This is a genomic window from Klebsiella oxytoca, from assembly GCF_009707385.1.
In the GTDB taxonomy this organism is placed as follows: Bacteria; Pseudomonadota; Gammaproteobacteria; order Enterobacterales; family Enterobacteriaceae; genus Klebsiella; species Klebsiella oxytoca_C.
Genome location: NZ_CP046115.1, coordinates 4,879,909 through 4,906,601, shown reverse-complemented (window position 1 = coordinate 4,906,601; position 26,693 = coordinate 4,879,909). Strand labels below are relative to the sequence as shown.

25 protein-coding genes are annotated in these 26,693 nt (G+C 53.2%); 17 read left to right on the top strand and 8 right to left on the bottom strand.

From position 1 onward, the window contains the following. Nucleotides 1-6: 6 nt before the first annotated feature. The 4 genes from accB to GJ746_RS22880 form a co-directional block, all read right to left on the bottom strand. Nucleotides 7-480 carry an acetyl-CoA carboxylase biotin carboxyl carrier protein gene (gene accB, locus GJ746_RS22895; protein WP_154682242.1) on the bottom strand — a complete coding sequence of 158 codons (474 nt, stop codon included), beginning with the start codon at nt 478-480 and terminating at the stop codon, nt 7-9. Nucleotides 481-873: 393 nt separating this feature from the next. Beyond that, nucleotides 874-1,473 (bottom strand): protein-methionine-sulfoxide reductase heme-binding subunit MsrQ, encoded by a 600-nt coding sequence (msrQ, locus tag GJ746_RS22890; protein WP_154682241.1) that lies wholly within the window; start codon nt 1,471-1,473, stop codon nt 874-876. Further along, entirely contained in the window at nt 1,473-2,474 is a 1,002-nt protein-coding gene (msrP, locus tag GJ746_RS22885) for a protein-methionine-sulfoxide reductase catalytic subunit MsrP (RefSeq protein WP_154682240.1), read from the bottom strand. Before msrP ends, msrQ begins: the two co-directional genes overlap by 1 nt. 77 nt (nt 2,475-2,551) lie before the next feature. Continuing rightward, nucleotides 2,552-3,526 (bottom strand): MDR family oxidoreductase, encoded by a 975-nt coding sequence (locus tag GJ746_RS22880; RefSeq protein WP_154682239.1) that lies wholly within the window; start codon nt 3,524-3,526, stop codon nt 2,552-2,554. Nucleotides 3,527-3,745: 219 nt separating this feature from the next. Here GJ746_RS22880 and csrD point away from each other — a divergent pair, with 219 nt between their 5' ends. From csrD to GJ746_RS22835, 9 genes are all read left to right on the top strand, one after another. After that, nucleotides 3,746-5,686 carry an RNase E specificity factor CsrD gene (csrD, locus tag GJ746_RS22875; protein WP_154682238.1) on the top strand — a complete coding sequence of 647 codons (1,941 nt, stop codon included), beginning with the start codon at nt 3,746-3,748 and terminating at the stop codon, nt 5,684-5,686. Between the two features lie 305 nt (nt 5,687-5,991). Continuing rightward, nucleotides 5,992-7,035 carry a rod shape-determining protein MreB gene (mreB, locus tag GJ746_RS22870; RefSeq protein ID WP_002918653.1) on the top strand — a complete coding sequence of 348 codons (1,044 nt, stop codon included), beginning with the start codon at nt 5,992-5,994 and terminating at the stop codon, nt 7,033-7,035. Between the two features lie 70 nt (nt 7,036-7,105). Continuing rightward, on the top strand, nt 7,106-8,092 hold the full coding sequence (gene mreC, locus GJ746_RS22865; protein WP_154682237.1) for a rod shape-determining protein MreC: 987 nt from the start codon (nt 7,106-7,108) through the stop codon (nt 8,090-8,092). Then, nucleotides 8,092-8,580 (top strand): rod shape-determining protein MreD, encoded by a 489-nt coding sequence (gene mreD / locus GJ746_RS22860; RefSeq protein ID WP_154682236.1) that lies wholly within the window; start codon nt 8,092-8,094, stop codon nt 8,578-8,580. The genes mreC and mreD overlap by 1 nt, the downstream gene beginning before the upstream one ends. 7 nt (nt 8,581-8,587) lie before the next feature. Continuing rightward, on the top strand, nt 8,588-9,169 hold the full coding sequence (locus GJ746_RS22855) for a Maf family protein (RefSeq protein ID WP_154682235.1): 582 nt from the start codon (nt 8,588-8,590) through the stop codon (nt 9,167-9,169). 2 nt (nt 9,170-9,171) lie between these two features. Further along, complete coding sequence (gene rng / locus GJ746_RS22850; protein WP_154682234.1) at nt 9,172-10,641, top strand: ribonuclease G; 1,470 nt, start codon at nt 9,172-9,174, stop codon at nt 10,639-10,641. A gap of 78 nt (nt 10,642-10,719) precedes the next feature. Beyond that, complete coding sequence (gene yhdP, locus GJ746_RS22845; protein WP_154682233.1) at nt 10,720-14,517, top strand: AsmA2 domain-containing protein YhdP; 3,798 nt, start codon at nt 10,720-10,722, stop codon at nt 14,515-14,517. An 88-nt stretch (nt 14,518-14,605) separates the two neighbouring features. Beyond that, entirely contained in the window at nt 14,606-16,051 is a 1,446-nt protein-coding gene (gene tldD / locus GJ746_RS22840; RefSeq protein ID WP_154682232.1) for a metalloprotease TldD, read from the top strand. Between the two features lie 58 nt (nt 16,052-16,109). Further along, complete coding sequence (locus tag GJ746_RS22835; RefSeq protein ID WP_413773422.1) at nt 16,110-16,262, top strand: DeoR family transcriptional regulator; 153 nt, start codon at nt 16,110-16,112, stop codon at nt 16,260-16,262. A 70-nt stretch (nt 16,263-16,332) separates the two neighbouring features. On the opposite strand, the gene aaeR is transcribed toward GJ746_RS22835, so the two are convergent. After that, nucleotides 16,333-17,262 carry an HTH-type transcriptional activator AaeR gene (gene aaeR, locus GJ746_RS22830; RefSeq protein WP_154682231.1) on the bottom strand — a complete coding sequence of 310 codons (930 nt, stop codon included), beginning with the start codon at nt 17,260-17,262 and terminating at the stop codon, nt 16,333-16,335. Nucleotides 17,263-17,393: 131 nt separating this feature from the next. Between aaeR and aaeX the strand changes: the two genes are divergently transcribed. The 4 genes from aaeX (at nt 17,394) to GJ746_RS22810 (ending at nt 20,919) form a co-directional block, all read left to right on the top strand. Continuing rightward, the gene (gene aaeX / locus GJ746_RS22825; RefSeq protein WP_002918640.1) at nt 17,394-17,597 is read left to right on the top strand and encodes a p-hydroxybenzoic acid efflux pump operon protein AaeX; all 204 of its coding nucleotides are present in this window, start codon (nt 17,394-17,396) and stop codon (nt 17,595-17,597) included. A gap of 7 nt (nt 17,598-17,604) precedes the next feature. Continuing rightward, nucleotides 17,605-18,537, top strand: a complete 933-nt coding sequence (gene aaeA / locus GJ746_RS22820) for a p-hydroxybenzoic acid efflux pump subunit AaeA (protein ID WP_154682230.1) — start codon at nt 17,605-17,607, stop codon at nt 18,535-18,537. Nucleotides 18,538-18,542: 5 nt separating this feature from the next. Then, nucleotides 18,543-20,510, top strand: a complete 1,968-nt coding sequence (gene aaeB / locus GJ746_RS22815) for a p-hydroxybenzoic acid efflux pump subunit AaeB (protein WP_154682229.1) — start codon at nt 18,543-18,545, stop codon at nt 20,508-20,510. A 139-nt stretch (nt 20,511-20,649) separates the two neighbouring features. Then, nucleotides 20,650-20,919 (top strand): barstar family protein, encoded by a 270-nt coding sequence (locus GJ746_RS22810; protein ID WP_154682228.1) that lies wholly within the window; start codon nt 20,650-20,652, stop codon nt 20,917-20,919. A 56-nt stretch (nt 20,920-20,975) separates the two neighbouring features. Here GJ746_RS22810 and yhcN-B read toward each other — a convergent pair whose 3' ends face one another. The 3 genes from yhcN-B to argR all read right to left on the bottom strand — a co-directional run bounded on the left by yhcN-B (nt 20,976) and on the right by argR (nt 22,437). Beyond that, complete coding sequence (yhcN-B, locus tag GJ746_RS22805) at nt 20,976-21,242, bottom strand: DUF1471 family stress response protein YhcN-B (protein WP_154682227.1); 267 nt, start codon at nt 21,240-21,242, stop codon at nt 20,976-20,978. A gap of 106 nt (nt 21,243-21,348) precedes the next feature. Further along, nucleotides 21,349-21,612, bottom strand: coding sequence for a peroxide/acid stress response protein YhcN (gene yhcN, locus GJ746_RS22800; RefSeq protein WP_154682226.1), 264 nt, complete (start codon nt 21,610-21,612; stop codon nt 21,349-21,351). 354 nt (nt 21,613-21,966) lie between these two features. Further along, nucleotides 21,967-22,437: a transcriptional regulator ArgR gene (gene argR / locus GJ746_RS22795; RefSeq protein ID WP_154682225.1), complete on the bottom strand. Its 471-nt coding sequence runs from the start codon at nt 22,435-22,437 to the stop codon at nt 21,967-21,969. Nucleotides 22,438-22,839: 402 nt separating this feature from the next. Between argR and mdh the strand changes: the two genes are divergently transcribed. From mdh to GJ746_RS22775, 4 genes are all read left to right on the top strand, one after another. Next, nucleotides 22,840-23,778, top strand: a complete 939-nt coding sequence (gene mdh / locus GJ746_RS22790) for a malate dehydrogenase (RefSeq protein ID WP_154682224.1) — start codon at nt 22,840-22,842, stop codon at nt 23,776-23,778. Between the two features lie 131 nt (nt 23,779-23,909). After that, entirely contained in the window at nt 23,910-24,554 is a 645-nt protein-coding gene (locus GJ746_RS22785) for a GntR family transcriptional regulator (RefSeq protein ID WP_154682223.1), read from the top strand. Beyond that, the gene (locus tag GJ746_RS22780) at nt 24,526-25,191 is read left to right on the top strand and encodes a GntR family transcriptional regulator (RefSeq protein ID WP_004139740.1); all 666 of its coding nucleotides are present in this window, start codon (nt 24,526-24,528) and stop codon (nt 25,189-25,191) included. Before GJ746_RS22785 ends, GJ746_RS22780 begins: the two co-directional genes overlap by 29 nt. Nucleotides 25,192-25,401: 210 nt before the next feature. After that, entirely contained in the window at nt 25,402-26,670 is a 1,269-nt protein-coding gene (locus GJ746_RS22775) for an SLC13 family permease (protein ID WP_154682222.1), read from the top strand. Nucleotides 26,671-26,693 lie beyond the last annotated feature (23 nt).

The window sequence follows — 26,693 nt, the reverse complement described above, 5'->3', positions numbered from 1 at the left end:
GCCTCGTTATTCGATGACGACCAGTGGCTCGTCAAATTCTACCGGTTGACCACTTTCGACCAGGATGGCTTTCACCACGCCGGATTTATCGGCTTCGATCTGGTTCATCATTTTCATGGCTTCAACGATGCACAGGGTATCGCCGGCGTTAACTTTCTGACCGATTTCGATGAAGGCTTTCGCGTCCGGGCTCGGGGTGCGGTAGAAAGTACCAACCATTGGGGAACGTACGATGTGGCCACTGATTTCCGCTGCCGCAGAGGCTTCCATTGCTGGAGCTGCCGCTGGTGCGACGGCGTTAGACAGAGCTGGCTGTTGCTGCATCATTGGTGCGGCGTAAGCCTGTTGCATCACCGGGAAACCTGCGTTTGGCGCGGCACGGCTAATGCGTACAGACTCTTCGCCTTCAGAAATTTCCAGTTCGGAGATACCTGATTCTTCAACCAGCTCGATCAGTTTTTTAATCTTACGAATATCCATGAGTGGGTTCCGTACTCTTTGTTTAGTGTGATTGTGACAAGCGTGTTAACGCCGTCTGTAAAGCATATGAATTACTGCTGCTTCAGGATGCCGCGCCTCTTCAGAAGCCGACAGGTTAAGCTCCGGTGACTCAAAAGCAAAAATCGGAACTTACCAGCCAATATGCGGCCATCTTCTGCCATTCTCGGGTAAAAAACAAAATATACCTTCGATACGCGATTGTCACCTTTTCGAGGCTTAAAAAGCCCGTCAGGAAAACCAAAGTCGCACATTATAACGATTTCGTAGCATTTGGCAGCTAAATACTGGTCTTATCAGGGAAGATTATCAACCGCTATCGTGTAAAGAGTCGCGGTTGATAAAAGATCTGCGGGAAACTGCACATATCCGGAATTAGCGCCACCACTGGCGGAACTTCTTGTATCGCCATACTAAAAGCAGCAGCGCCAGCAGGGCATAAATTATCGGCTGCGGGGATAAAATCTTCACCGACCACAGGTAGTGAATCGGGGCGAGGATCGCGACAATATAGACGAAGTTATGCAATGTTTGCCAACGGCGACCCAATTTTCGCTGCATTGCCTGCGTTGACGTCGCCGCCAGAGCCAGCAGAATCAGCCAACTGACTAACCCCAGCGTCAGGTAAGGCCTGGTAAGCACTTCTTTACCCAATAGCGCCAGATTGTTAATCCCGAGTTCGAGCAGCGTATAGCTGGTCAAATGCAGGGTTGCCCATGCGAAGCACCATAGACCCAATAAGCGTCGGGTACGTATCAGTAACGGCTGTTTAGCGTAACGCGCCAGCGGCGAAACAAGCAAGGTGGCAAGCAGGAATTTAAGAGCCATCCTACCGGTAAAGTGCTGGATATCTTTTGCCGGATCGGCGCTGAAATATCCTTGATATCCAGCCCAGAATAGCCAGATAAATGGCAGCAAACCCGCCAGATGGAGAATGACTTTCAGCCAGGTTATCTGCTTTACGTTCAGGCGCACTAGTAATTCTCCCGCAAGTTCAGACCCCGATAGAGCGATGCGACCTCATCGGCATAGCCGTTGAATAGCAGCGTTGGCTGGCGTTTAACGTCGAGCACGCCTCCAGAACCGATAAAGCGCTCGGTCGCCTGTGACCAACGGGGGTGATCAACATGCGGATTGACGTTGGCATAGAAACCGTACTCCTCAGGCCCGGCAAGGTTCCAGGTGGTAGGAGGGCGGTCGCGGGTCAGTTCGATACTGACGATAGACTTGATACCTTTGAAGCCGTACTTCCAGGGAACGGTGAGCCGCACCGGCGCGCCGTTTTGCGGGGGAAGCGCTTTGCCGTATACGCCGACGCTGAGCAGCGTCAGAGGATGCATGGCCTCATCGAGCCGCAGGCCTTCAACATAGGGATATGCCAGACCGCCGCCGATAAAACGATCCTTCTGGCCAGGCATTTGCTCCGGGGCATAAAGCGTTTTAAATGCGACATAGCGTGCATTGCTGGTAGGTTCAACCAGCGACAGCAACTTATGTAGCGGGAATCCTACCCACGGAATCACCATTGACCAGGCTTCTACGCAGCGCATCCGGTAAATTCGCTCTTCAAGCGGGAAACGGCTGGTCAGGTCATCATGATCGAGGGTTAGCGGTTTTGCCACTTCGCCGCCAATGGTCAGCGTCCAGGGATCGGTGCGCAGGCTACCGGCATTGGCCGCCGGATCGGCTTTATCCAGGCCGAACTCATAAAAGTTATTGTAGCCGGATACCTTGTTTTCCGGTGTTAGCGGCAGATTGTTTTGCCATTGCGCGGGTTTATCGAAAGTCAGCGCTTTACCCGCTGGTGCCGGCGGTCGATCGTTGCCTTTGAACCAATCCAGCAGGTCGGCTTGCGCGGAGGGTGAGAGGGAAAGGGCGGTCGCACTAATGCCCAGCATTTTCAGGACCTGGCGTCGTTGCAGCATAAAAACGGATTCTGCCGTAACGTCGGCTTCCGTTAGTTTTTTGGGTTTCATAGCATCCTCCGTCATGCGTTTTACTAAGCATGACGGAGGCGGAGAGTTATTGCGAATATGTCACGAAAAATTGCAGATTAGGCGATTTTGACCAGCGTGCGGCCCTGAATCTGATTGGACATGATCTTATCGGCAAACTCACGGGCCTCAGCGAGGCTAATTTCAGTCGCGCTATGCGCGTAGAAAGATTCGGGCAGATCGCGAACCAGCCGTTGCCAGGCCTCGGCCCGACGTGCTGCTGGCGTCATCACCGAGTCGACGCCCTGCAGGCGTACATTACGCAGAATAAACGGCATGACGGTAGTCGGCAGGGCAAAGCCGCCGGCCAGGCCGCAGGCTGCGACGCAGCCGCCGTAGTTCATCTGCGCCAGAACTTTTGCCAGCACTTTGTCACCAACGGTATCAACGGCGCCGGCCCACAGCTGTTTTTCCAGCGGGCGGGTTTCCGCGAATTCATCACGGCTAAGGATACGCTGGGCGCCGAGGGCTTTCAGATACTCATGCGTGCTTTCACGTCCGGAAACCGCCGCCACCTGGTATCCCAGATGATGCAGCAAAGCGACCGCGGTGCTGCCGACGCCGCCGCTGGCTCCGGTGACCACGATTTCCCCCTCTTCAGGACGAATCCCCGCGTCCTCCAGCGCCATCACGCACAGCATCGCGGTGAAACCTGCGGTACCAATAGCCATAGCTTTACGTCCATCCAGGCCTTGAGGCATTGCCACCAGCCAGTCGCCTTTAACGCGAGCGCGTTCCGCCAGCCCGCCCCAGTGATTTTCACCAACACCCCATCCGGTCAGCAGCACCTGCTGCCCGGCGTGGAAACGAGGATCTTCGCTGCTATGGACAAAACCGGCGAAATCGATGCCAGGAATCATCGGAAAGTTGCGGATGATTTTCCCTTTACCAGTGATAGCCAGTGCATCTTTATAGTTAAGGCTCGACCATTGGATGTCCACTGTCACATCACCCTGCGGCAGTTGGCTGGCATCAATGGTTTGCACCGAAGAGAGAGTTTTGCCATCCTGCTGTTCTAAGATTAAAGCCTGCATGCGCCGGTCCTCATAGGTTGGGTGATTGGAAAATTTTTTCTGCAGACTATACTCGCTAACGGCATTATTACACCGATGTAACGCAATAAATTGCCAGATGCGCCAGCTTTGGTAGTATGCGTCGCTCTTTAGAAAGTTAGTGCTTACTCTAGTTTAGGCGCCAGCACATGAGCCCGGATGTTTATCGGGTAGTCATTCACACGCGGAGTTAACACAGGGATGCGATTAACGACGAAATTCTCAGCCTTTGTCACGCTACTCACTAGCCTGACCATCTTTGTCACGCTGGTTGGCGCTTCGCTGAGTTTTTATAACGGCATTCAGCTAAAAATGACCAACCGCATTCAGGCGGTGGCGACGATGCTGGATAACCGCCTGGCCTCTGTGTCTTTTGACCAGCTTGAACCTCAGATGGATGAGCTGATGACGCCGGTTGAAGTGGTGCGCGTTGATTTTCAGCTCAACGGTAAATCGCTCTATAGCCATTCACGTACCGATAATTATCGCCCTTTAGGGACCAGCAATCAGTTCCGCAATATCACGGTTCCGTCGCTCAAGCATCCCGGAATGTCCATCCATCTGGTTTATCTGGATCCGATGGCTAATTACTTCCGTTCGCTACACATCACCGCACCGCTTTCCATCGCTATTGGTTTTATGGTGTTGATTATCTTTTTTTCCGTGCGCTGGATCCGTCGTCAGCTGGCGGGCCAGGAGCTACTGGAACTTCGTGCTGCGCGTATTCTTAACGGCGAACGAGGGCCGCAGGTGCGTGGGTCGGTACATGAATGGCCTGCTAACATCAGTAGTGCGCTGGATATGTTGCTATCAGAACTTCAGTTTGCCAGCGATCAGCGCAGCCGCATGGATACCCTGATTCGTTCCTATGTCGCGCAGGATTCGAAAACCGGGCTGAGCAACCGCCTCTTCTTTGATAATCAGCTGACGACGCTGCTTGAAGATCAGGAGAAAGTCGGCTCATACGGTATTGTTATGATGATCCGCTTGCCGGATTTTGACCTGCTGAGCGACAACTGGGGGCGTGGAGCGACCGAGGAGCATTACTTTACGCTGGTCAATCTGCTCTCTACTTTTATTATGCGCTATCCCGGCGCGCTGCTGGCTCGCTACCACCGCAGCGATTTTGCCGTCCTGCTGCCTCATCGCACGTTAAAAGAGGCGGATAGCATCGCCGGATTGCTATTGAAGGCCATGGACGCCCTGCCGCCGACGCGAATTCTCGATCGTGACGATATGATGCATATCGGAATCTGCGCTTTCCGTAGCGGTCAAACGGCGGCCCAGGTGATGGAGCATGCGGAAGCGGCAACGCGTAACGCGGTATTACAGGGCAGCAACAGCTGGTCCGTTTATGACGACTCGTTGCCGGAGAAAGGGCGCGGCAATGTGCGCTGGCGTACGCTCATCGAGCAAATGCTCAGCCGCGGCGGTCCGCGGCTGTACCAGAAACCGGCGGTAACCCGTGATGGTCGTGTGCATCATCGCGAGCTCATGTGTCGTCTTTATGATGGTAAGGAAGAGGTGATCTCGGCGGAATATATGCCAATGGTGCTGCAGTTTGGCCTGGCGGAAGAGTATGACCGTCTGCAAATTACACGCTTGCTGCCATTTTTAGGATTCTGGCCGGAAGAAAAGCTCGCGTTGCAGGTAACGGTGGAGTCATTAATTCGCCCTCGATTCCAGCGCTGGCTGCGCGATACGTTGATGCAATGTGAAAAATCGCATCGTCGACGCATTATTTTTGAACTTGCAGAGGCGGATGTTTGTCAATATATCGGCCGCCTGCAGCCAGTTATGCGGTTGGTTAACGCTTTAGGTATTCGGGTTGCCGTTATTCAGGCCGGTCTGACGCTGGTTGGCACCAGCTGGATTAAGCAACTTGATGTTGAAGTGATTAAGCTGCATTCGGGGTTATCGCGCAATATAGAAAAACGTAGTGAGAATCAGCTGCTGGTTCAGAGCCTGGTCGAAGCCTGTAAAGGAATGCCGATTCAGGTTTTCGCAACCGGCGTGCTCAGCCGAAGCGAGTGGCAGGTGCTGTCTCAATGCGGTGTTACCGGTGGTCAGGGGGAATTTTTTGCCGCCTCACAGCCACTTGACACAAATGTGAAAAAATATTCGCAAAGATACTCTGTTTGATCTGCCGTTTAGCGTGATTTCACGTAGAATAATGCGCGCCATAGTGATGGGGGTGTGCTTGTCTACCTGCCGGATTGTCGCAATGTAAATGCCAGTGAATGACCTTTGACAGGTTGCAGATTCAAGCGCGGAGCGCTGCTGAAGATTTCGGCATTGGACGGACTCAGTCAAATTTGTAACAAAGGTAACGAACTGCACTAATTTTCACCGCAGCAGATGATTTTTGCGCCTTGTCGCTGCTGCGCGTGGTTGGTAAAGTAAGCGGATTTTGTTTTCCGCCCCAGCTTTCAGGATTATCCCTTAGTATGTTAAAAAAATTTCGTGGCATGTTTTCCAATGACCTGTCCATTGACCTGGGTACCGCGAATACCCTGATTTATGTAAAAGGACAAGGCATCGTATTGAATGAGCCTTCCGTTGTGGCCATTCGTCAGGATCGTGCCGGATCGCCGAAAAGCGTCGCCGCTGTGGGCCATGAAGCGAAGCAAATGCTTGGGCGTACACCGGGCAATATTGCAGCTATTCGCCCAATGAAAGACGGCGTTATTGCCGACTTCTTCGTTACCGAAAAAATGCTCCAGCACTTTATTAAACAGGTGCACAGCAATAGCTTTATGCGTCCGAGCCCGCGCGTGCTGGTCTGCGTGCCGGTTGGTGCGACCCAGGTTGAACGTCGCGCTATTCGTGAATCCGCACAGGGCGCTGGCGCCCGTGAAGTCTTTCTGATTGAAGAGCCGATGGCGGCTGCGATTGGCGCAGGCCTGCCGGTTTCCGAAGCAACCGGTTCTATGGTTGTGGATATTGGCGGTGGTACGACTGAAGTGGCGGTTATCTCCCTGAACGGCGTGGTTTACTCCTCTTCTGTGCGTATTGGCGGCGACCGTTTTGACGAAGCCGTGATTAATTATGTCCGTCGTAACTACGGTTCCCTGATCGGCGAAGCGACCGCAGAACGTATCAAACACGAGATCGGTTCCGCTTATCCGGGTGATGAAGTTCGTGAAATCGAAGTTCGCGGGCGTAACCTTGCTGAAGGTGTACCGCGCGGCTTTACGCTGAATTCCAACGAAATCCTCGAAGCGCTGCAGGAGCCGTTGACCGGTATCGTTAGCGCGGTGATGGTGGCGCTGGAACAGTGCCCGCCGGAGCTGGCATCCGATATCTCCGAACGAGGGATGGTTCTGACCGGCGGTGGCGCTCTGCTGCGTAACCTTGACCGTCTGTTAATGGAAGAGACAGGAATTCCTGTCGTAGTTGCAGAAGATCCGCTGACCTGCGTCGCTCGCGGCGGCGGTAAGGCACTGGAAATGATCGATATGCACGGCGGCGATTTGTTCAGCGAAGAGTAGTCAGGCTGAGATCCGGGTAGCTGGTTTACGGCTGCCCTGGTCTTAACTGACACGAGAATACGCATAGCCTATGAAGCCAATTTTTAGCCGTGGCCCGTCGCTACAGATTCGCCTTATTCTGGCGGTGTTGGTGGCGCTTGGCGTGATAATCGCCGATAGTCGCCTGGGTACGTTCAGCCAGATACGAACGTACATGGATACTGCCGTCAGCCCTTTCTACTTTGTCTCTAATGGTCCCCGGGAATTGCTGGATAGCGTTTCGCAAACGCTGGCCACCCGCGACCAGCTCGAACTGGAAAACCGCGCGCTGCGTCAGGAGCTGTTGCTGAAGAACAGCGACTTACTGATGCTGGGCCAGTATAAACAGGAGAACGCGCGTCTGCGCGAGCTGCTGGGCTCTCCGCTGCGTCAGGACGAGCAAAAAATGGTGACTCAGGTCATCTCAACGGTTAACGATCCTTACAGCGATCAGGTTGTTATCGATAAAGGCAGTGTTAACGGCGTTTATGAAGGCCAGCCGGTGATCAGCGATAAAGGCGTGGTCGGGCAGGTGGTCGCGGTGGCTAAACTGACCAGCCGCGTGCTGCTGATCTGCGATGCCACCCATGCGTTACCGATTCAGGTATTGCGTAACGATATTCGCGTGATTGCTGCCGGTAACGGCTGTACCGATGATTTACAGCTGGAACATCTGCCGGCCAATACGGATATTCGCGTTGGCGACGTCCTGGTGACTTCGGGTCTCGGCGGCCGATTCCCGGAAGGGTATCCGGTCGGCGTGGTTTCGTCGGTTAAGCTCGATACGCAGCGCGCGTATACGGTGATTCAGGCTCGTCCAACCGCCGGTCTGCAGCGCCTGCGCTATCTGCTGCTGCTGTGGGGCGCCGATCGCAACGGCGCGAATCCGATGACGCCGGAAGAGGTTCATCGCGTAGCTAATGAACGTCTGATGCAGATGATGCCGCAGGTTCTGCCTGCACCGGATGCTATGGGGCCGCAGATGCCGGCTCCGGCAACGGGGATGCCGCAGCAGTCGCCGCCAGCAGGGGGGCAATAGTGGCAAGTTACCGTAGCCAGGGACGCTGGGTTATCTGGCTCTCGTTTCTTATCGCACTATTGCTGCAGATTATGCCCTGGCCGGCGGACATTAGCGTCTACCGGCCAAACTGGGTATTGCTTATCCTGTTGTACTGGATCCTCGCGTTACCCCACCGGGTTAACGTCGGCACCGGTTTTTTGATGGGGGCAATCCTCGATCTCATTAGCGGGTCGACGCTTGGCGTGCGCGCACTATCATTAAGTATTGTGGCTTATCTGGTCGCGCTGAAATATCAGCTGTTTCGTAATCTGGCGCTCTGGCAACAGGCGCTGGTGGTGGTCATGTTATCCCTCGCCGTGGATATTATTGTTTTCTGGGCCGAGTTTTTAGTGATCAACGTCTCTTTCCGTCCGGAAGTGTTCTGGAGTAGTGTAGTAAACGGCGTGCTCTGGCCATGGATTTTCCTGCTGATGCGTAAAGTACGCCAGCAGTTTGCGGTGCAATAAGGTTGATATGACGACTCTTTATCTTGCTTCTGGCTCTCCGCGTCGGCAGGAACTGCTGGCTCAGCTTGGCCTCTCTTTTGAACGTGTGGTTCCCGGTATTGAGGAACAGCGTCGTCCACAGGAGAGCGCGCAGCAGTATGTTGTCCGGCTGGCGCGAGAAAAGGCGCAGGCTGGCGTCGCGTTAGCGCCGCGCGATCTCCCCGTTCTGGGAGCGGATACCATTGTCATCCTTAACGGCGAAGTGCTGGAAAAGCCGCGTGATGTCGAGCATGCTGCCGAGATGCTACGCATGCTTTCCGGGAAAACCCATCAGGTTATGACCGCCGTGGCCCTGGCCGATAGGCAGCAGACGCTGGATTGCCTGGTGGTCACGGAAGTCACTTTTCGCGTGCTCTCAGTACAGGATATCGCCGATTATGTTGCCAGCGGCGAACCTTTAGATAAAGCAGGTGCATACGGTATTCAGGGGTTGGGTGGCTGTTTCGTCAGGAAGATAAATGGCAGCTATCACGCCGTAGTCGGCTTACCGCTGGTGGAAACGTATGAGTTGCTGAGTAACTTTAACTCACTGCGTGAAGAAAAGGGATAAAGATGACGGCTGAATTATTAGTTAACGTAACGCCATCAGAAACGCGCGTCGCGTACATTGATGGCGGTATTCTTCAGGAAATTCATATTGAGCGTGAAGCGCGACGAGGAATAGTAGGCAATATCTACAAAGGTCGTGTCAGTCGGGTTCTGCCGGGAATGCAGGCGGCTTTTGTAGATATTGGCCTCGATAAGGCCGCATTCCTGCACGCTTCCGATATCATGCCGCACACCGAGTGCGTGGCGGGCGAAGAGCAAAAACAGTTTGCCGTCCGTGATATTTCTGAACTGGTGCGTCAGGGGCAGGATTTAATGGTACAGGTGGTGAAAGATCCGCTTGGTACTAAAGGCGCGCGTCTGACCACCGATATTACCATTCCCTCTCGCTATCTGGTTTTTATGCCTGGGGCCTCGCATGTCGGCGTCTCTCAGCGTATTGAAAGCGAAGCAGAGCGCGAACGCCTGAAAAAAGTGGTGTCAGAATATTGCGACGACCAGGGCGGATTCATTATCCGTACTGCGGCGGAAGGTGTGCAAGAGCAGGAGATGGCCGCCGATGCCGCTTATCTCAAGCGCGTCTGGACCAAAGTCATGGAGCGCAAAAAACGCCAGCAGACGCGTTATCAGTTGTACGGTGAACTGGCGCTGGCGCAGCGCGTGCTGCGTGATTTCGCCGATGCGCACCTTGACCGTATTCGCGTTGATTCGCGTCTGACCTACGAATCGCTGCTCGAATTCACCGCCGAATATATCCCGGAGATGACCAGTAAGCTGGAGCACTACAGCGGCCGTCAGCCGATTTTCGATCTCTTTGATGTAGAAAATGAAATTCAGCGCGCGCTGGAGCGTAAAGTTGAGCTGAAATCAGGCGGGTATCTGATTATTGACCAAACTGAGGCAATGACCACCGTTGATATCAATACCGGGGCATTCGTCGGTCATCGTAATCTTGACGATACTATCTTTAATACCAATATTGAGGCGACTCAGGCGATTGCCCGTCAGCTGCGGCTGCGTAATCTCGGCGGCATTATCATCATTGATTTCATTGATATGAATAATGAGGATCATCGTCGGCGGGTGCTGCATTCGCTGGAACAGGCGCTGAGCAAGGATCGGGTCAAAACCAGCATCAACGGCTTCTCTCAGCTTGGGCTGGTAGAGATGACCCGCAAGCGTACTCGGGAAAGCGTGGAGCACGTGCTGTGCAATGAGTGTCCTACCTGTCACGGCCGCGGCACGGTGAAAACGGTAGAAACGGTGTGCTATGAAATTATGCGCGAGATCGTGCGCGTGCACCACGCTTATGATTCCGACCGCTTCCTGGTCTACGCTTCTCCTGCGGTGGCGGAAACGCTGAAAGGGGAAGAGTCGCACGCACTGGCGGAAGTCGAGATCTTTGTCGGTAAGCAGGTCAAAGTGCAAATTGAACCGCTCTATAATCAAGAGCAGTTTGATGTAGTAATGATGTAATCATCCGTTTTGCCTGCTTATGCCGCAACAGGAAGCAGGTAAAAGTATGATGCGTAACAGGCTGACAAGGAGAGATGCGTGAGGCGACTGCCCGGGATATTACTGCTCACCGCGGCAACATTGATTGTTGTCGTCGCGCTGCTGGTGAGCGGCCTGCGTCTCGTGCTGCCGCAGTTGAACAACTGGCGTCCGCAGGTGCTGGAAAAAGTATCGGCGATTGCCGGCGTTCCGGTTGATGCTTCACAAATTACCGCCAGCTGGCAGACTTTTGGCCCAACCCTTGATGTCCGCGATATTAAAGCGGGCCTGAGCGACGGCGGCGAACTTTCCGTTAAACGCGTCACCCTGGCGCTCGACGTATGGCAAAGCCTGCTGCATATGCGCTGGCAGTTTCGCGACCTGACCTTCTGGCAGCTTCAGGTTCATACCAATACCCCCATTCAAACGAATAACAGCGGCGAAGGACTGAAAGCCGACCGTATCAGCGACCTTTTCCTCCGCCAGTTCGACCACTTTATCCTTCGCGATAGCCATCTCAGCTTTCTGACCATTTCCGGTCAGCGGGCAGAGCTCACTATTCCACAGCTTACCTGGCTGAACGGTAAAAATCGCCATCGTGCTGAGGGGCAGCTTAGCCTGAGTAGTCTGACCGGCCAGCATGGCGTGATGCAGGTACGAATGGACCTGCGAGATGAAGACGGTTTGCTCAATAAGGGGCGCGTCTGGCTTCAGGCTGATGACATCGACGTTAAGCCGTGGTTTGGGCGCTGGATGCAGGACAATATTGCACTGCAAAGCGCGCGGTTCAGCCTTGAGGGCTGGATGACTATCGACAAAGGCGATGTCGCCAGCGGCGATGTATGGCTGAAAAAAGGCGGCGCCAGCTGGCAGGGGGACAAAGATAAACACCAACTGTCGGTCGATAATCTGACGGCGCACATCTATCGCGATAATCAAAGCTGGGGCTTCAGGATCCCTGACACGCGTATTTCCATGGATGGCAAATCCTGGCCGCGCGGGGCGTTGTCGATGGCATGGATCCCGGCGCAGGACGTCGACGGAAAAAATGGTGAACGCAGCGATGAGCTGCGCATTCGTGCCAGCAATCTTAACCTGAGCGGCCTGACCGGGCTGCAGCCGATGGCGGATAAACTGGCGCCATCGCTGGGTGAAATCTGGCGTAAGACGCAGCCGAACGGCAAAATCAACCTTCTGGCCCTGGATATCCCGCTACAGATGGCGGAAAAAACTCGCTTCCAGGCAGACTGGAGCGACATGTCCTGGAAGCAGTGGAAGCTGCTGCCTGGCGCGGAGCATTTCTCCGGCAGCATCGCCGGGAGCGTGGAAAACGGTACTCTGCATGCCAGCATGACGCAGGCGAAAATGCCTTATGAGACGGTTTTTCGCGCGCCGCTGGAGATAGCCAAAGGCGATGCGACCCTCAGCTGGGTGAAGAATGATAAAGGTTTTATGCTCGACGGTCGCGATATCGACGTACAGGCGATCGGGGTTCGCGCTCGCGGCGGATTCCGCTATCTGCAGCCGCAGGGCGATGAACCCTGGCTCGGTATTCTGGCCGGAATCAGTACCAACGATGGCGGTCAGGCATGGCGCTACTTCCCGGAAAACCTGATGGGCAAAGAGCTGGTAGATTACCTCAGCGGGGCGATTAAAGGCGGCCAGGCGACCGACGCCACGCTGGCTTACGGCGGCAATCCCCATCTTTTCCCGTACAAGCATAATGAAGGTCAGTTCCAGGTCTCGGTACCGTTAAAAAACGCCACCTTTGCTTTTCAGCCTGACTGGCCCGCGCTAACCGGCCTGAATATCGACCTTAACTTTATCAATGACGGACTTTGGATGCGGGCCGATAAGGCGCTGCTCGGCAAAGTGACCGCCAGTAACCTGGATGCGGTGATTCCCGACTATTCGCGAGAAAAGCTGCTGATTGATGCCGACGTTAACGGCCCGGGTAAAGAAGTAGGCCCTTACTTTAACGAGACCCCGCTAAAAGAGACGCTGGGCGCGGCGCTGGATGAGCTCCAGCTGGACGGTAATGTTAGCGCTCGCTTACATCTTGATATTCCGCTGAACGGTGAGATGACTACCGCGAAAGGTGACGTTCAGTTGAATAACAACAGCCTGTTTATCAAACCCATTGATGCCACGCTGCAGAACCTGAGCGGTAAATTTAGCTTTGTAAATGGCGACCTGAAAAGCGAGCCGATGAGCGCGAACTGGTTTAATCAGCCGCTGAATATTAATTTCTCCACCACCGAGGGTGAGAAAGCGTTCATGGTCAACGTCGGCATGAATGCCAACTGGCAGCCCGCGCGTACCGGTTTGTTGCCGAAAGCCCTGGACGGCACTCTGAGCGGCAGTGTGCCCTGGGACGGGAAAGTGGCGATTGAGCTGCCGTATCACGGCAGCGCAAACTACAAAGTGGATATCAACGGCGATCTGAAGAATGTAAGTAGTCACTTACCTGCGCCAGTTGATAAGCAGGCAGGTGAACCTCTGCCAGTAAAAATTAAGGTTGAGGGGGGATTAAGTAGTTTTAATCTGACCGGTTCCGTAGGTTCGAAGAATCACATCAATAGCCGCTGGCTGCTGGGCCATAAGCTAACCCTCGACCGCGCGATTTTAACTTCTGACAGTAAAGCCGTATCTCCGCTTCCCGCACAACAAGGCGTGGAACTGAATATGCCGCCGATGGATGGCGCGCAGTGGCTGGCGCTGTTCCAGGGCGGTGCGGTAAATGACGTCAGCAGTAATATGGTCTTCCCGGAGCAGGTGACCCTGCGTACGCCGACGTTAGCGATGGCGGGTCAAAGCTGGAACAACGTTAGCCTGGTCTCCCGACCCGAGGCGGGAGGGACGAAGATTGAAGCTCAGGGACGTGAAATCAATGCAACCCTGACAATGCGTAAAAATGCTCCGTGGCTGGCGGCCATTCGTTATCTCTATTACAACCCAGCTTCGCTGAAAAGCAGCGAGACGACAAAAAGCGGCGGTCCGCTGGCTGATACTAAAGTTGATTTCCACGGTTGGCCGGATCTTCAGCTTCGCTGCGCGGAGTGCTGGCTGTGGGGGCAAAAATATGGTCGCATTGAAGGGGATTTCAATATCAGCGGCGATACCCTGACCCTGGCGAACGGACTGGTGGATACCGGTTTTGGCCGTCTGACAACCGATGGCGTATGGGTCAGCGCGCCGAGAGGTACCCGAACCTCTTTGAAAGGCAAACTGCACGGTAATAAAACCCAGGACTTCGTGAATTTCTTCGGCGTATCCACGCCGGTGAAAGGTTCCTCGTTCGATATAGATTACGATCTGCACTGGCGTGCGCCGCCGTGGCAGCCGGATGTTGCCTCGCTTAACGGGATCCTCAAAAGTCATCTTGGAAAAGGTGAATTTACCGATCTAAGCACCGGCCATGCCGGTCAGCTTTTGCGTTTACTGAGCGTTGACGCGCTGCTGCGCAAGCTGCGTTTCGATTTTAGCGATACGTTCAGCGAAGGTTTCTACTTCGATTCAATTCGCAGTACGGCGTGGATTAAAGACGGCGTTCTGCACACCGACGATACGCTGGTCGATGGCCTGGAAGCGGATATCGCGATGAAAGGTTCGGTGGATCTTGTTCGCCGTCAGCTGGATATGCAGGCCGTGGTCGCGCCGGAGATTTCCGCGACCGTAGGCGTTGCGGCAGCTTTTGCCGTGAACCCAATTATCGGTGCTGCGGTGTTTGCCGCCAGTAAGGTGCTGGGGCCGCTGTGGAATAAAGTCTCTATTTTGCGCTATCGCATCACCGGTCCTATCGATCAGCCGCAAATTAACGAAGTGCTGCGCCAGGCGCGAAGCGACAAAAAGCAATGATTTGACGATTGTGCGTAATTACCGCACTCTCAATAGATAGCCTTTTTTATTTCCGCCTGAGAGGCGGCAACAAACGAGTAGCATAACGATGAGTCTGAACCTGGTAAGTGAACAATTACTGTCGGCAAACGGCCTGAATCATCAGGATCTGTTTACCATTCTTGGCCAACTGGCCGAGCGTCGTCTGGATTACGGCGATCTCTATTTTCAGTCGAGCTATCACGAGTCCTGGGTTCTGGAAGACAGCATCATTAAAGATGGTTCGTACAATATCGATCAGGGCGTCGGCGTGCGCGCGGTGAGCGGGGAAAAAACCGGCTTTGCGTACGCTGACCAGATTAGCCGACTGGCGCTGGAACAGAGCGCGCAGGCGGCCCGCACCATCGTGCGCGATCGCGGTGATGGTAAAGTTCATACTCTCGGTGCGGTGGAATATAGCTCCCTTTATACCAGCATCGACCCGCTGCAGAGCATGAGTCGGGAAGAGAAGCTGGATATTCTGCGCCGGGTTGATAAAACCGCCCGAGCCGCTGATAAACGGGTGCAGGAAGTTTCCGCCAGCCTCACCGGCGTTTATGAATTAATCCTTGTCGCCGCTACCGACGGTACGCTGGCGGCGGACGTTCGCCCGCTGGTTCGTCTTTCCGTTAGCGTGCTGGTTGAAGAAGACGGCAAACGCGAGCGCGGCGCCAGCGGCGGCGGCGGCCGTTTTGGCTATGACTATTTCCTGGCTTCTCAGGATGGCGACGTGCGCGCCGATGTTTGGGCGAGAGAAGCGGTGCGTATGGCGCTGGTTAACCTGACCGCCGTCGCGGCGCCTGCCGGAATGCTTCCGGTCGTGCTGGGGGCTGGCTGGCCGGGTGTGCTGTTGCATGAAGCCGTCGGTCACGGCCTGGAAGGTGATTTTAACCGTCGCGGGACGTCGGTATTCAGCGGTCATATGGGAGAACTGGTGGCTTCTGAGCTGTGTACCGTGGTGGATGATGGCACCATTGCCAACCGCCGGGGCTCCCTTGCCATCGATGACGAAGGCACGCCGGGTCAGTACAACGTGCTGATCGAAAACGGCATCCTTAAAGGCTATATGCAGGACAAACTCAATGCCAGGCTGATGGGCGTGGCGCCAACCGGCAACGGTCGCCGCGAATCTTACGCGCATCTGCCTATGCCGCGTATGACCAACACCTATATGCTGGCGGGGAAATCCACGCCGCAGGAGATTATCGAATCGGTCGATTACGGGATCTATGCGCCGAATTTCGGCGGTGGTCAGGTGGATATCACTTCCGGGAAATTTGTCTTCTCAACTTCTGAAGCCTACCTGATTGAAAAAGGGAAAGTGACGAAAGCGGTGAAAGGGGCGACGCTTATCGGTTCCGGGATTGAAGCGATGCAGCAAATTTCCATGGTCGGGAACGACCTGAAGCTGGACAGCGGCGTTGGCGTTTGCGGCAAAGAGGGCCAGAGCGTGCCGGTTGGCGTTGGTCAGCCAACGCTTAAAGTGGATAACCTTACCGTCGGCGGTACCGCCTGATATCTCACAATGCGCTTTCGTACTCCGCGAAGGCGCAATTCACCTCTGCGAGGCAGCGATGAAAGCCGCCCGTCAGCAGCAGCTCGTCGAGCTACTCAATCAGCACTACACCTTAACTACCGCAGCGCTGTCCCATTTTCTGCAGGTCAGCATTGAGATCATTCGCCGCGATTTGAACGGGTTGCAGAAGCAGGGAAGCATTCAGCCGTAACCACGGGCAGGCGCGACCACCTCAGCGAGACAATCGTAACAGCGAGAAGCCTTAATCCGGTATAAGGCCACTAGCGGGCAATTCCACGGCCGTGCATACCCTGGTAAATTTTGGCCACTCCGACAAAATACTCGGTCAGGTAATTAATGCACACCTGTACCTTCAGAGGGAGCTTATCTTTTTCCGTATATAGCGCGTAAACCGGGCGCGGATCGGACTGGTAGCTCGGCAGCAGGATCTCCAGTTCGCCGCGGTTGATCTCATCGATCGCCCACATCAGCGGAACGTATGCGACGCCGACGCCTGCCGTTAGCCAGCGCACCAGAGTCATCGGATCGTTAGTGACGAATCGTCCCTGTGGGATCAGCTTGGTTGAGATCCCTTCCGGAGCGATAATTTCAAATTCGTTATCCGGTCGGACGCTATATTCAAGCCAGGAGTGACTGGCGAGATCGCCCGGTTTTTCCGGACAGCCAGCATGCTGGAGATAGCTTTTTGCCGCGCAAAGCACCATCGGCATTGAGCCCAGCCGGCGGGAAAAGAGGCTGGAGTCCTGCAGTGCGCCCACGCGAATAACCACGTCCAGACCGTCGGCGATCAGATCCGGTGCAGGAATTCCTGTCACCAGATTTATCGACAGCCCCGGGTGTTCTTTCAGCATTTCCGCGGTTATGCGAGCCAGGACATTCTGTGCCATAGTTGAAGAACAGCCGATGCGCAGCGTACCGATGGGCGTATTGTTAAACGCGTAGAGCTGTTCGTGAACATCCTGGACTTCGAACAGCATTCGCCGGCAGCCCTGGTAATATATTTTTCCCGCTTCTGTTAAGCCAAGGCTACGCGTGCTGCGGTTGAGGAGCTTAACCTGCAGTTCATCTTCCAGTTTGGCTACGGTCTGGCTGATGGAAGAAACGCTCATCTGGAGCTGACGGGCCGCGGCGGTAAATGAACCTAATTCAACCACTCTGGCAAAAACGGACATGCGTTTTAATCGTTCCATTATTCACTCTGGCTTAAAAGTGATTTAGATCACAAATTATAGATAAGGCTGCAATTGTTACGGTACTATATAGTTAGCTAAATAATAAACGCATTGCGCATACCACCTGCACGCTTCTTATCAAGGTCATCATGAGTCTGTTTCCTGTCATTGTGATTTTCGGCTTATCGTTTCCGCCGATCTTCTTTGAGTTGCTATTGTCGCTAGCCATCTTCTGGCTGGTGCATCGTCTGCTGGTTCCGACCGGCATCTATGATTTTGTCTGGCACCCGGCACTGTTTAATACCGCGCTCTATTGCTGCCTGTTTTATCTGATATCGCGTTTGTTCGTTTGAGGTAGATGTGAAAACACTAACAAGAAATATCCTCCGTACCGCAATCACTGTGATACTGGTTATCCTGGCATTTATGGCGATTTTTCGCGCATGGGTGTACTACACCGCCTCGCCCTGGACGCGCGATGCGCGCTTTAGTGCGGATATCGTGGCCATCGCTCCCGATGTTTCCGGACTGATTTCGCAGGTGAATATTAAGGATAACCAGCTGGTTAAGAAAGACCAGGTTTTGTTCATCATCGATCAACCCCGTTACCAGAAAGCATTAGCCGAGGCGGAAGCCGATGTTTCCTACTACCAGACTCTGGCGCAGGAGAAACGGGTTGAAGCCGGTCGTCGTAATCGTCTTGGCGTCCAGGCGATGTCCCGGGAAGAAATTGATCAGGCGAATAACGTTTTGCAAACCGTTGAGCATCAGCTAGCCAAAGCGGTCGCGAGCCGCGATCTGGCGAAGCTTGATCTCGAACGCACGGTAATTCGCGCCCCGGCCGATGGCTGGGTGACTAACCTGAATGTTTACCGCGGCGAGTTTATTACCCGCGGTTCGACCGCTGTAGCGCTGGTTAAACAGAATACTTTCTATGTGATGGCCTATCTTGAAGAGACCAAGCTTGAGGGCGTACGTCCCGGCTTTCGAGCCGAAATTACGCCGCTGGGAAGCGTGCAAACCCTTAAGGGTACCGTCGACAGCATTGCCGCCGGCGTCACTAATGCCAGCAGCAGCAGCGATTCTAAAGGGCTGGCTTCTATTGATTCAAACCTTGAATGGGTGCGCCTGGCGCAGAGGGTACCGGTACGCATTCGTCTTGACCAACAGCAGGGTAACCTCTGGCCTGCGGGGACTACCGCAACGGTGGTGATTACCGGTAAAGACGATCGTGATACCCGTCGGGCAAACTTTTTCCAGAAACTGGCGATGCGCCTGCGTGAGTTTGGTTAACCGCCATGGGGATCTTCACCATCGAGCTTCGGCATCTCCGCTTTGCCGTTAAATTAGCCTGTGCGGTGGTGCTGGCGTTATTCGTCGGTTTTCACTTCCAACTGGAAACACCGCGTTGGGCGGTGCTTACCGCCGCTATTGTTGCTGCTGGTCCTGCATTTGCCGCCGGAGGTGAGCCTTACTCTGGCGCTATTCGCTATCGCGGGATGCTGCGTATTGTCGGTACTTTCATTGGCTGTATTGCGGCGCTGGCGATCATCATTGTGATGATCCGCGCCCCGCTACTGATGGTTCTGGTCTGCTGCCTGTGGGCGGGATTCTGTACCTGGATCTCCTCGCTGGTACGGGTTGAAAACTCCTACGCCTGGGGTCTGGCGGGCTATACCGCGCTTATCATTGTTATCACCATCCACGAAGAACCGATGCTGGCACCGCAGTTCGCCGTCGAACGCTGCAGTGAAATTGTGGTGGGTATCGTCAGCGCCATCGTGGCGGACCTGCTATTTTCGCCGCGTTCGATTAAAAAAGAGATCGACCTTGAGCTGGATAATCTGCTGATCGATCAATATCGCCTGATGCAGCTTTGCGTGGCATATGGCGATAAAGATGAGGTCGATAAGGCCTGGAGCGCGCTGGTTCGCCGTACCAACGGGCTGGAAGGGATGCGCGCCAATTTGATCATGGAATCTTCACGCTGGGCAAAAGTGAACCAGCGGCTGAAGGCTATCAATACGCTCTCTCTGACCTTGATTACTCAGGCCTGTGAAACCTTTTTGATTCAGAATACCCGGCCTGAGATGGTCACCGATGATTATCGGGAGCTGTTTGCTGAACCGGTAGAGACCGTGCAGGATGTGCACCGGCAGCTAAAGCGCATGCGCCGCTTTTTGACCTGGAAGGGGGAGCACAATACGCCGGTGACGATCTACAGCTGGGTCGGGGCCGCTACGCGCTATCTGCTTTTGAAACGGGGAGTCGTCGGTAATACCAAAATCAGCCGTATTGAAGAGGAAGTGCTGCAAGGGGAAGTGGTAGTGAAGGCGGAATCCGCCGAGCGACACCATGCGATGGTTAACTTCTGGCGCACGTCCATCTCCTGTATCCTCGGAACGCTGTTCTGGCTATGGACTGGCTGGACTTCCGGTAGCGGAGCGATGGTGATGATTGCGGTTGTCACTGCCTTAGCCATGCGTCTGCCCAATCCGCGAATGGTGGCTATTGATTTCCTCTACGGCACGCTGGCGGCTTTACCGCTGGGCGCGCTGTTTTTCCTCGTGATTATGCCCGCCACTCAACAAAGTATGCTGCTGCTGTGTATCAGCCTCGCGGTGATGGCATTTTTTATCGGCATTGAGGTACAAAAGCGGCGGCTGGGATCGCTGGGGGCACTGGCCAGCACGATTAATATTCTGGTGCTCGATAATCCGATGAAGTTTGAATTCAATCAGTTTCTCGATAGCGCTTTAGGTCAGATCGTGGGATGTTTCCTCGCGCTGATGGTGATCTTGCTGGTTCGCGATAACTCGCAGGCCCGCACCGGTCGCGTGTTGCTCAACCAGTTCGTGTCGGCAGCGGTATCATCGCTGACCACCAATACCGCGCGACGTAAAGAGAACCATTTACCGGCCCTCTATCGCCAGCTCTTTTTGCTGCTGAATAAATTTCCGGGTGATATTGCCCGGTTTCGCCTGGCGTTGACCCTGATTATCGCGCACCAGCGTTTACGCGATGCGCCGGTACCGATAAATGACGACCTCTCCGCCTTTCACCGGCAGCTGCGTCGTTCGGCGGATCGCGTTATTTCCGCCAGCAATGATGACAAGCGGCGCTACTATTTTACTCGCCTGCTTGATGAGCTGGATGTCTACCAGCAAAAATTACAGCTCTGGGAAGCCTCTGAGCAGGTGACCGAGCCGGTACGCAGGCTGGTGGATATGCTGCATAAGTATCAGCATGTTTTAACCAATAGCTAACCGCCAGAACCGACGCCTGAAGCGTCGGTTTTTTTATCGCTATACTTAACTGTCAGAACAATAACTCCTCCGTCAGAGTGGAACTACATGCCGGGGTTCCGGGCTATGAAGAGCTGCAGGTGTGGACAGGATGCGGGCAATGAATACCTATACCTTTGATTTCGATGAAATAGCTGAGCAGCAGGATTTTTATCGTGAGTTTTCACGCACCTTCGCTCTGGAGCATGAGAGAGTGAACAACCTTGATTCGTTGTGGGAGGCGGTGACCGCCGGTCTGTTGCCCCTACCGCTGGAGATCGAGTTTGTTCATCTAAGCGAGAATCAGCGGCGGCGCTTTGGCGCGTTAATATTGCTATTTGATGAGGCGGAGGAAGAACTGGAAGGAGAACTTCGTTTTAACGTGCGGTAGCCATAAAAAAGCCCCCGACAGGGCGGGGGCAAGTCGTCGGATAAGACGACGAGGGTTTATTTGTACAACTCAGCTGTAGCGTGCCAGTTGTCGCCGGTGCGTGCTTCAATAATACGGTAGCTGCTGGCACCTTCTTTCTCAGCTTTAGCTGCCAGTTCCTGACGCATATCCATCGGAGCGCTGCCTACCTGAGAAACGGAAACGGTGCCCATGGATTGCAGATTTTGCGCCTGCTCTGCGCTCACTTGATTCACGGCTGCGTTTGCGCCGAAAGAGAGAACGGAAGCCAGACCCAGGGATGCGATGATAATTGCGCTTTTCATAATTTTTTCTCCAACCTTAATTTTTTGCAGCGGCATCAGACTATTGTGCGTCTGTGAGGCCGCTGGCGAGATTCTGTTTCAGTAAATGGCCGACAATTGTTAAATCTTATTTATACAGTTCAGCGGTTGCGTGCCAGTGATCGCCGGTACGTGCTTCAATGATGCGATAAGAAGAAGCACCTTCTTCTTGCGCTTTTTTGTTCAGCATTTCGTGCATATCCATCGGGGAAGAGCTTACCGCGCCGACGGAAATAGTGCCGATTGCCTGACGGCCTTGAGCCTGTTCGCTGTTGATGGAGTCAGCGGCGAAGGCGCCAAAGGACAGAACGGAAAGAATGCTTAATGTTGCTACAGTGGTTTTGATTTTCATGATGTTCACCTCGTCGAATCTTTTTGTTGGGGGCCTTTGTTTCGTGACCCTCATCACAAAATCAAGTATACACTAATCACTGAAAATATTAATACCTTGCTAATTGTTATTCATGTAAATGATTACAAAGAAATGTCGTTTTTATAACGTATAAGTATTAGAAATGTTATTTTTTAGCCACGTATGATCAATATATCTATTAAAATCATAATGATATATGGATTTGATCTTTTGTGCGTTTAAGTCGTTTTTGTTAGGTAAAAGTATGTATATAAGCGGAAAAACACACAAAATGTTAAAGAAATGATAATTTTTTGAAGGGTGCCCTCTGGTGTTAACCAGAGGGGGAGGGAATCAGAGTTCCTGTTCAAACAGGACGAGAATGGCGTCATGCAGCTCTTTAACGGTAAAACCTCTCGCTGGGGTGGTAAAGATAGTGTCATCACCCGCAATGCTACCAAGGATACCTTCAGCCTTGCCAAGAGAGTCCAGCAGGCGGGCAATCAGCTGTGCTGCTCCCGGGCTGGTATGAATGACCACGACCGAATCGTTGTAATCGATATCCAGCACCAGGTTTTTTAGCGGACTGGAGGTCGTCGGAACGCCAAGCTCGGCAGGCAGACAATAAACCATCTCCATTTTGGCGTTACGCGTACGGACGGCGCCAAACTTAGTGAGCATACGTGAGACTTTAGATTGGTTAATATTATCAAAGCCTTCATCCTGAAGCGCCTGGACGATTTCACCTTGAGAGCTGAATTTTTCTTCTTTAAGCAGCGCTTTAAACGCCTTAACCAGTTCTTCTTGTTTTGCCGAACTACGCATAAGTCACCCAGTTATGGTGGTAAAAACAACATCATTATGCATAAGCATGCATTTTTATGCAAATAATCCGCAGGGGAGAAGCGTAAATAATGTTATGAAGGGCGCATATTTTAGCAAAAAACACTAACAAGGAACATGCTTTCGTCACGGGTCGCAAATTGATAAAAAAGTAAATGAAATGTTATTAAATGATGTTGTTCTGCTCAATGTGCTGGGTGTATTGTAACCAATAGTCGATCCGGTTCTACGTTTTGCTGGATGGTCAGTCTCAGGGAGGAAAATGCATCGCTGCGCACGACCACGCATTCTTCAGCCATAATTATTGTAATTGTTCATCTTGTGAATTAAGGTCCAGGCGACGGAATAACGAAAGATTATTTTAACCATAATAAGGAGTTTAGGATGAAAGTTGCAGTCCTTGGCGCCGCTGGTGGAATTGGCCAGGCGCTTGCCCTACTACTTAAGACCCAACTGCCTTCAGGTTCAGAACTCTCGTTGTACGACATTGCTCCGGTAACTCCGGGCGTGGCGGTTGATCTAAGCCATATCCCTACCGATGTAAAAATCAAAGGTTTTTCCGGCGAAGACGCCACTCCTGCACTGGCAGGCGCTGATGTCGTGTTAATATCTGCTGGCGTAGCGCGTAAACCTGGTATGGATCGCTCCGATTTATTCAACGTTAATGCCGGTATTGTGAAAAATCTGGTACAGCAAATCGCTAAAACCTGCCCGCAGGCCTGCGTCGGGATTATTACCAACCCGGTAAACACTACCGTTGCAATTGCCGCAGAAGTACTGAAAAAGGCCGGTGTTTACGATAAGAACAAGCTATTTGGCGTAACTACGCTGGATATTATTCGCTCAAATACCTTTGTTGCCGAACTGAAAAATAAATCCTCTTCAGATGTCGAGGTCCCGGTTATCGGCGGCCACTCAGGCGTGACCATTCTTCCCTTATTGTCACAAATCCCGGATGTGAGCTTCAGCGAACAGGAAGTGGCGGATTTGACTAAACGTATTCAAAACGCCGGTACTGAAGTTGTCGAAGCAAAAGCCGGCGGCGGTTCCGCGACGCTATCGATGGGACAGGCAGCCGCGCGTTTCGGTCTCTCTTTAGTTCGCGCTCTGCAGGGAGAGAAAGGCGTGATCGAATGTGCCTACGTTGAAGGCGATGGCCAGTATGCCCGTTTCTTCTCGCAGCCGCTGCTGTTAGGTAAAAATGGCGTAGAAGAGCGTCGCTCGATTGGCAAACTAAGCGCTTTCGAACAGCAGGCGCTGGAAGGGATGCTGGATACGTTGCAGAAAGATATCGCACTGGGCGAAGAATTTGTGAATAAATAACGTTTCATAAAAAGATTAGCCGGAGCCTGGGTTCCGGCTTTTTTATGCCTTTCTCCCGCCCCTGAATGACTCAACCTGCTGGTAAATCTGCTAAACTCCCCGCGTCTTGAGCGGCAACAAACGAGGGCGTCGTGAAAAAAATCGAAAGAAAGCAGACCAGGGACCACATTACTCAAATGATCCGTTACGAGATCCTTTCCGGCAGTATGAAACCGGGAGATGAGCTCACGCAGGAGAGTATTGCGGAACAGCTGGGGCTTTCTCGTATGCCGGTTCGTGAAGCGTTACAGGCCCTGGAGCAGGAAGGGTTTCTGGTGCGCTTGCCAAACCGCCATATGCAGGTCTCACGGCTGGAGCCTGACCACATCAGCCATATTTTCCAGGCCATTGCCGCAATGGCAACGGTGCTTTTTTCACTGGTGCCTGCGGCGGCAGGCGAGTCGCTGGCTACGAGAGCGCGAGAGTTGGGGCATCCAGGTGAGAAGATACGGGAGCTGGCGTTTCATCAGGCGCTCATTTCTTATATTGATAACCGCTATCTGGAAAAGATTTATCAGCAGTTTTTAGATGGTTATATCGGCTATGTCATTCTGTATCTGAAAGAGGATAATCAGGAGTCGGCGCAAATACTCAGTTCTCTGATGGATGCTATCCGTCAAGGCGACTGCGCCGGGATCGTGCAGGAAACGCAGCGTTATTTCCTCTCTCTGGCAGAAATAATGCGTCAACACATGAAGGATTGGGAAAGTGCAGAAGCCTCGATTAGGGAAAATTAAGCTTCTTTCAGCGAAAGAGCAGGTCGCGGCAGTATTACGTAAAGCGATACTGTCGCGAGATTTAGTTGAAGGGCAAGAAATTACCCTTGAAGGGATCGCCAGCATGGTTGGCGTATCCAGTATGCCCGTGCGTGAAGCATTTCAGATACTGGCTGCGGATGGGCTGATTAAAGTCCGCCCCAATAAAGGGGCGGTTGTGCTGGGGATTAACGAACAAACGATTCGCGAGCATTACGAGATTCGCGCTCTGCTGGAGAGCGAAGCGGTCGCTAAAGCTTCTCGCCCTGGGACGGACATTTCGCGCATTGCCGAAGTCCATTACGCTGCGGAAAAAGCGCTGGCGGAAAATAACTCAGCTGAATATTCTGACCTCAATCAGGCTTTTCATATGGAGATATGGAACGCTGCCGGAAACGGCAAAATGAAGCTGCTGCTCAGCAATATGTGGAACGGGCTATCGATGGGGCATAAGGTCACCGAGGAAGAGTACGCGATCATTTCCATACGCGAGCATAAAGGGATTTTACAGGCCCTGGAGCAGCATAATGAAGCGCTGGCCCGTCAGCGAATGCGCGAGCATATCATCCGTTCGATGGAGAATATGCTGACGCGCTACGTCGGCGAGCCCTCGGCATGACCTAACCGCCTGCATGATCGTTGCAGGCTCCTTATCTATTCGCTCCATGAATTAATTACTCTAAGTTACTGCTTTTGTGAGATTTTGATGAAGATCTCAATCCTGACGCTTTCGTGAAAAACGCATTGACTTACTCTTTGCATGGGAATAATTTCCCCCCTGTCAATATTGGATACAATATCATATATCATTGATTGGATAACTATAAATATGGAACCGATTACCATTACTCTATGTTTGCTGGTGTTTGCTATCGCCATGTTTGTGTGGGAAAAAATACCGCTCGCGGTCACATCTATGGTGGTTTGCGTCGCACTGGTTCTCACCGGCGTGCTCAATCTCAAGCAGGCTTTCGCCGGCTTTATCGACACCAACGTCATTCTCTTCGTCGCCATGTTTATCGTCGGCGGGGCGCTATTTGAAACCGGGATGGCGAATAAGGTGGGGGGCGTGATTACGCGCTTCGCTAAAACGGAAAAACAGCTGATTTTTACCATTATGGTCGTGGTTGGCGTGATGTCCGGTTTCCTCTCCAATACCGGTACCGCAGCTGTCCTGATCCCGGTCGTTATCGGCGTGGCGGCAAAATCAGGCTTTGCCCGTTCCCGACTGCTGATGCCGCTGGTTTTCGCCGCTGCGCTCGGCGGTAACCTGTCGTTGATTGGCGCGCCGGGCAACCTTATTGCACAATCAGCATTACAGAATATCGGCAGCGGCTTCGGTTTCTTTGAATACGCAAAAGTGGGCCTGCCGATGCTGGTCTGCGGCATTCTTTACTTTCTGACTATCGGCTATAAGTTCCTGCCGAATTACCCAAACAGCGGCGAAGTAGGCAGCGTCGGCGAACAGCGCGATTACAGCCACGTCCCGCGCTGGAAGCAGATCCTCTCTTTGCTTGTTCTGATCGCCACGATCCTCGGCATGATTTTCGAAAAGCAGACTGGTATTAGCCTGGCGGTAGCTGGCTGTATCGGTGCGCTGGTGCTGGTAGTAACTGGCGTGCTCACTGAAAAACAGGCTTATAAAGCCATTGATTCACAAACTATTTTTATCTTCGGCGGCACTCTGGCCCTGGCAAAAGCGCTGGAAATGACCGGGGCGGGAAAACTGGTTGCCGATCACGTGATTGGCATGCTGGGACAAAACTCTTCGCCGTTTATGCTGCTGGTCGTTGTCTTTGCCCTGTCCGTCATCATGACCAACTTTATGTCCAACACCGCGACCGTTGCGCTGCTGGTGCCGGTCAGTCTATCGATTGCCGCAGGCATGGGCGCCGATCCTCGGGCAGTACTGATGGCGACGGTTATCGGCAGCTCCTGCGCCTACGCCACGCCTATCGGCATGCCGGCCAACATGATGGTGCTGTCGGCCGGCGGGTATAAGTTTGTTGATTACGCCAAAGCTGGCATCCCTTTGATCATCGTTTCCACCATTGTCAGCCTGATTCTGCTGCCAATCCTTTTCCCTTTTCATCCGTAATTAACGGACGCTGTTCTGACTAA

Bases quoted from the DNA above. Each gene is read 5' to 3' on its own strand.
- accB (WP_154682242.1), bottom strand. From the start codon at position 480: ATGGATATTCGTAAGATTAAAAAACTGATCGAGCTGGTTGAAGAATCA.
- msrP (WP_154682240.1), bottom strand. From the start codon at position 2,474: ATGAAACCCAAAAAACTAACGGAAGCCGACGTTACGGCAGAATCCGTT.
- GJ746_RS22880 (WP_154682239.1), bottom strand. From the start codon at position 3,526: ATGCAGGCTTTAATCTTAGAACAGCAGGATGGCAAAACTCTCTCTTCG.
- csrD (WP_154682238.1), top strand. From the start codon at position 3,746: ATGCGATTAACGACGAAATTCTCAGCCTTTGTCACGCTACTCACTAGC.
- mreB (WP_002918653.1), top strand. From the start codon at position 5,992: ATGTTAAAAAAATTTCGTGGCATGTTTTCCAATGACCTGTCCATTGAC.
- mreC (WP_154682237.1), top strand. From the start codon at position 7,106: ATGAAGCCAATTTTTAGCCGTGGCCCGTCGCTACAGATTCGCCTTATT.
- GJ746_RS22855 (WP_154682235.1), top strand. From the start codon at position 8,588: ATGACGACTCTTTATCTTGCTTCTGGCTCTCCGCGTCGGCAGGAACTG.
- rng (WP_154682234.1), top strand. From the start codon at position 9,172: ATGACGGCTGAATTATTAGTTAACGTAACGCCATCAGAAACGCGCGTC.
- tldD (WP_154682232.1), top strand. From the start codon at position 14,606: ATGAGTCTGAACCTGGTAAGTGAACAATTACTGTCGGCAAACGGCCTG.
- GJ746_RS22835 (WP_413773422.1), top strand. From the start codon at position 16,110: ATGAAAGCCGCCCGTCAGCAGCAGCTCGTCGAGCTACTCAATCAGCAC.
- aaeR (WP_154682231.1), bottom strand. From the start codon at position 17,262: ATGGAACGATTAAAACGCATGTCCGTTTTTGCCAGAGTGGTTGAATTA.
- aaeX (WP_002918640.1), top strand. From the start codon at position 17,394: ATGAGTCTGTTTCCTGTCATTGTGATTTTCGGCTTATCGTTTCCGCCG.
- aaeB (WP_154682229.1), top strand. From the start codon at position 18,543: ATGGGGATCTTCACCATCGAGCTTCGGCATCTCCGCTTTGCCGTTAAA.
- GJ746_RS22810 (WP_154682228.1), top strand. From the start codon at position 20,650: ATGAATACCTATACCTTTGATTTCGATGAAATAGCTGAGCAGCAGGAT.
- yhcN-B (WP_154682227.1), bottom strand. From the start codon at position 21,242: ATGAAAAGCGCAATTATCATCGCATCCCTGGGTCTGGCTTCCGTTCTC.
- yhcN (WP_154682226.1), bottom strand. From the start codon at position 21,612: ATGAAAATCAAAACCACTGTAGCAACATTAAGCATTCTTTCCGTTCTG.
- argR (WP_154682225.1), bottom strand. From the start codon at position 22,437: ATGCGTAGTTCGGCAAAACAAGAAGAACTGGTTAAGGCGTTTAAAGCG.
- mdh (WP_154682224.1), top strand. From the start codon at position 22,840: ATGAAAGTTGCAGTCCTTGGCGCCGCTGGTGGAATTGGCCAGGCGCTT.
- GJ746_RS22775 (WP_154682222.1), top strand. From the start codon at position 25,402: ATGGAACCGATTACCATTACTCTATGTTTGCTGGTGTTTGCTATCGCC.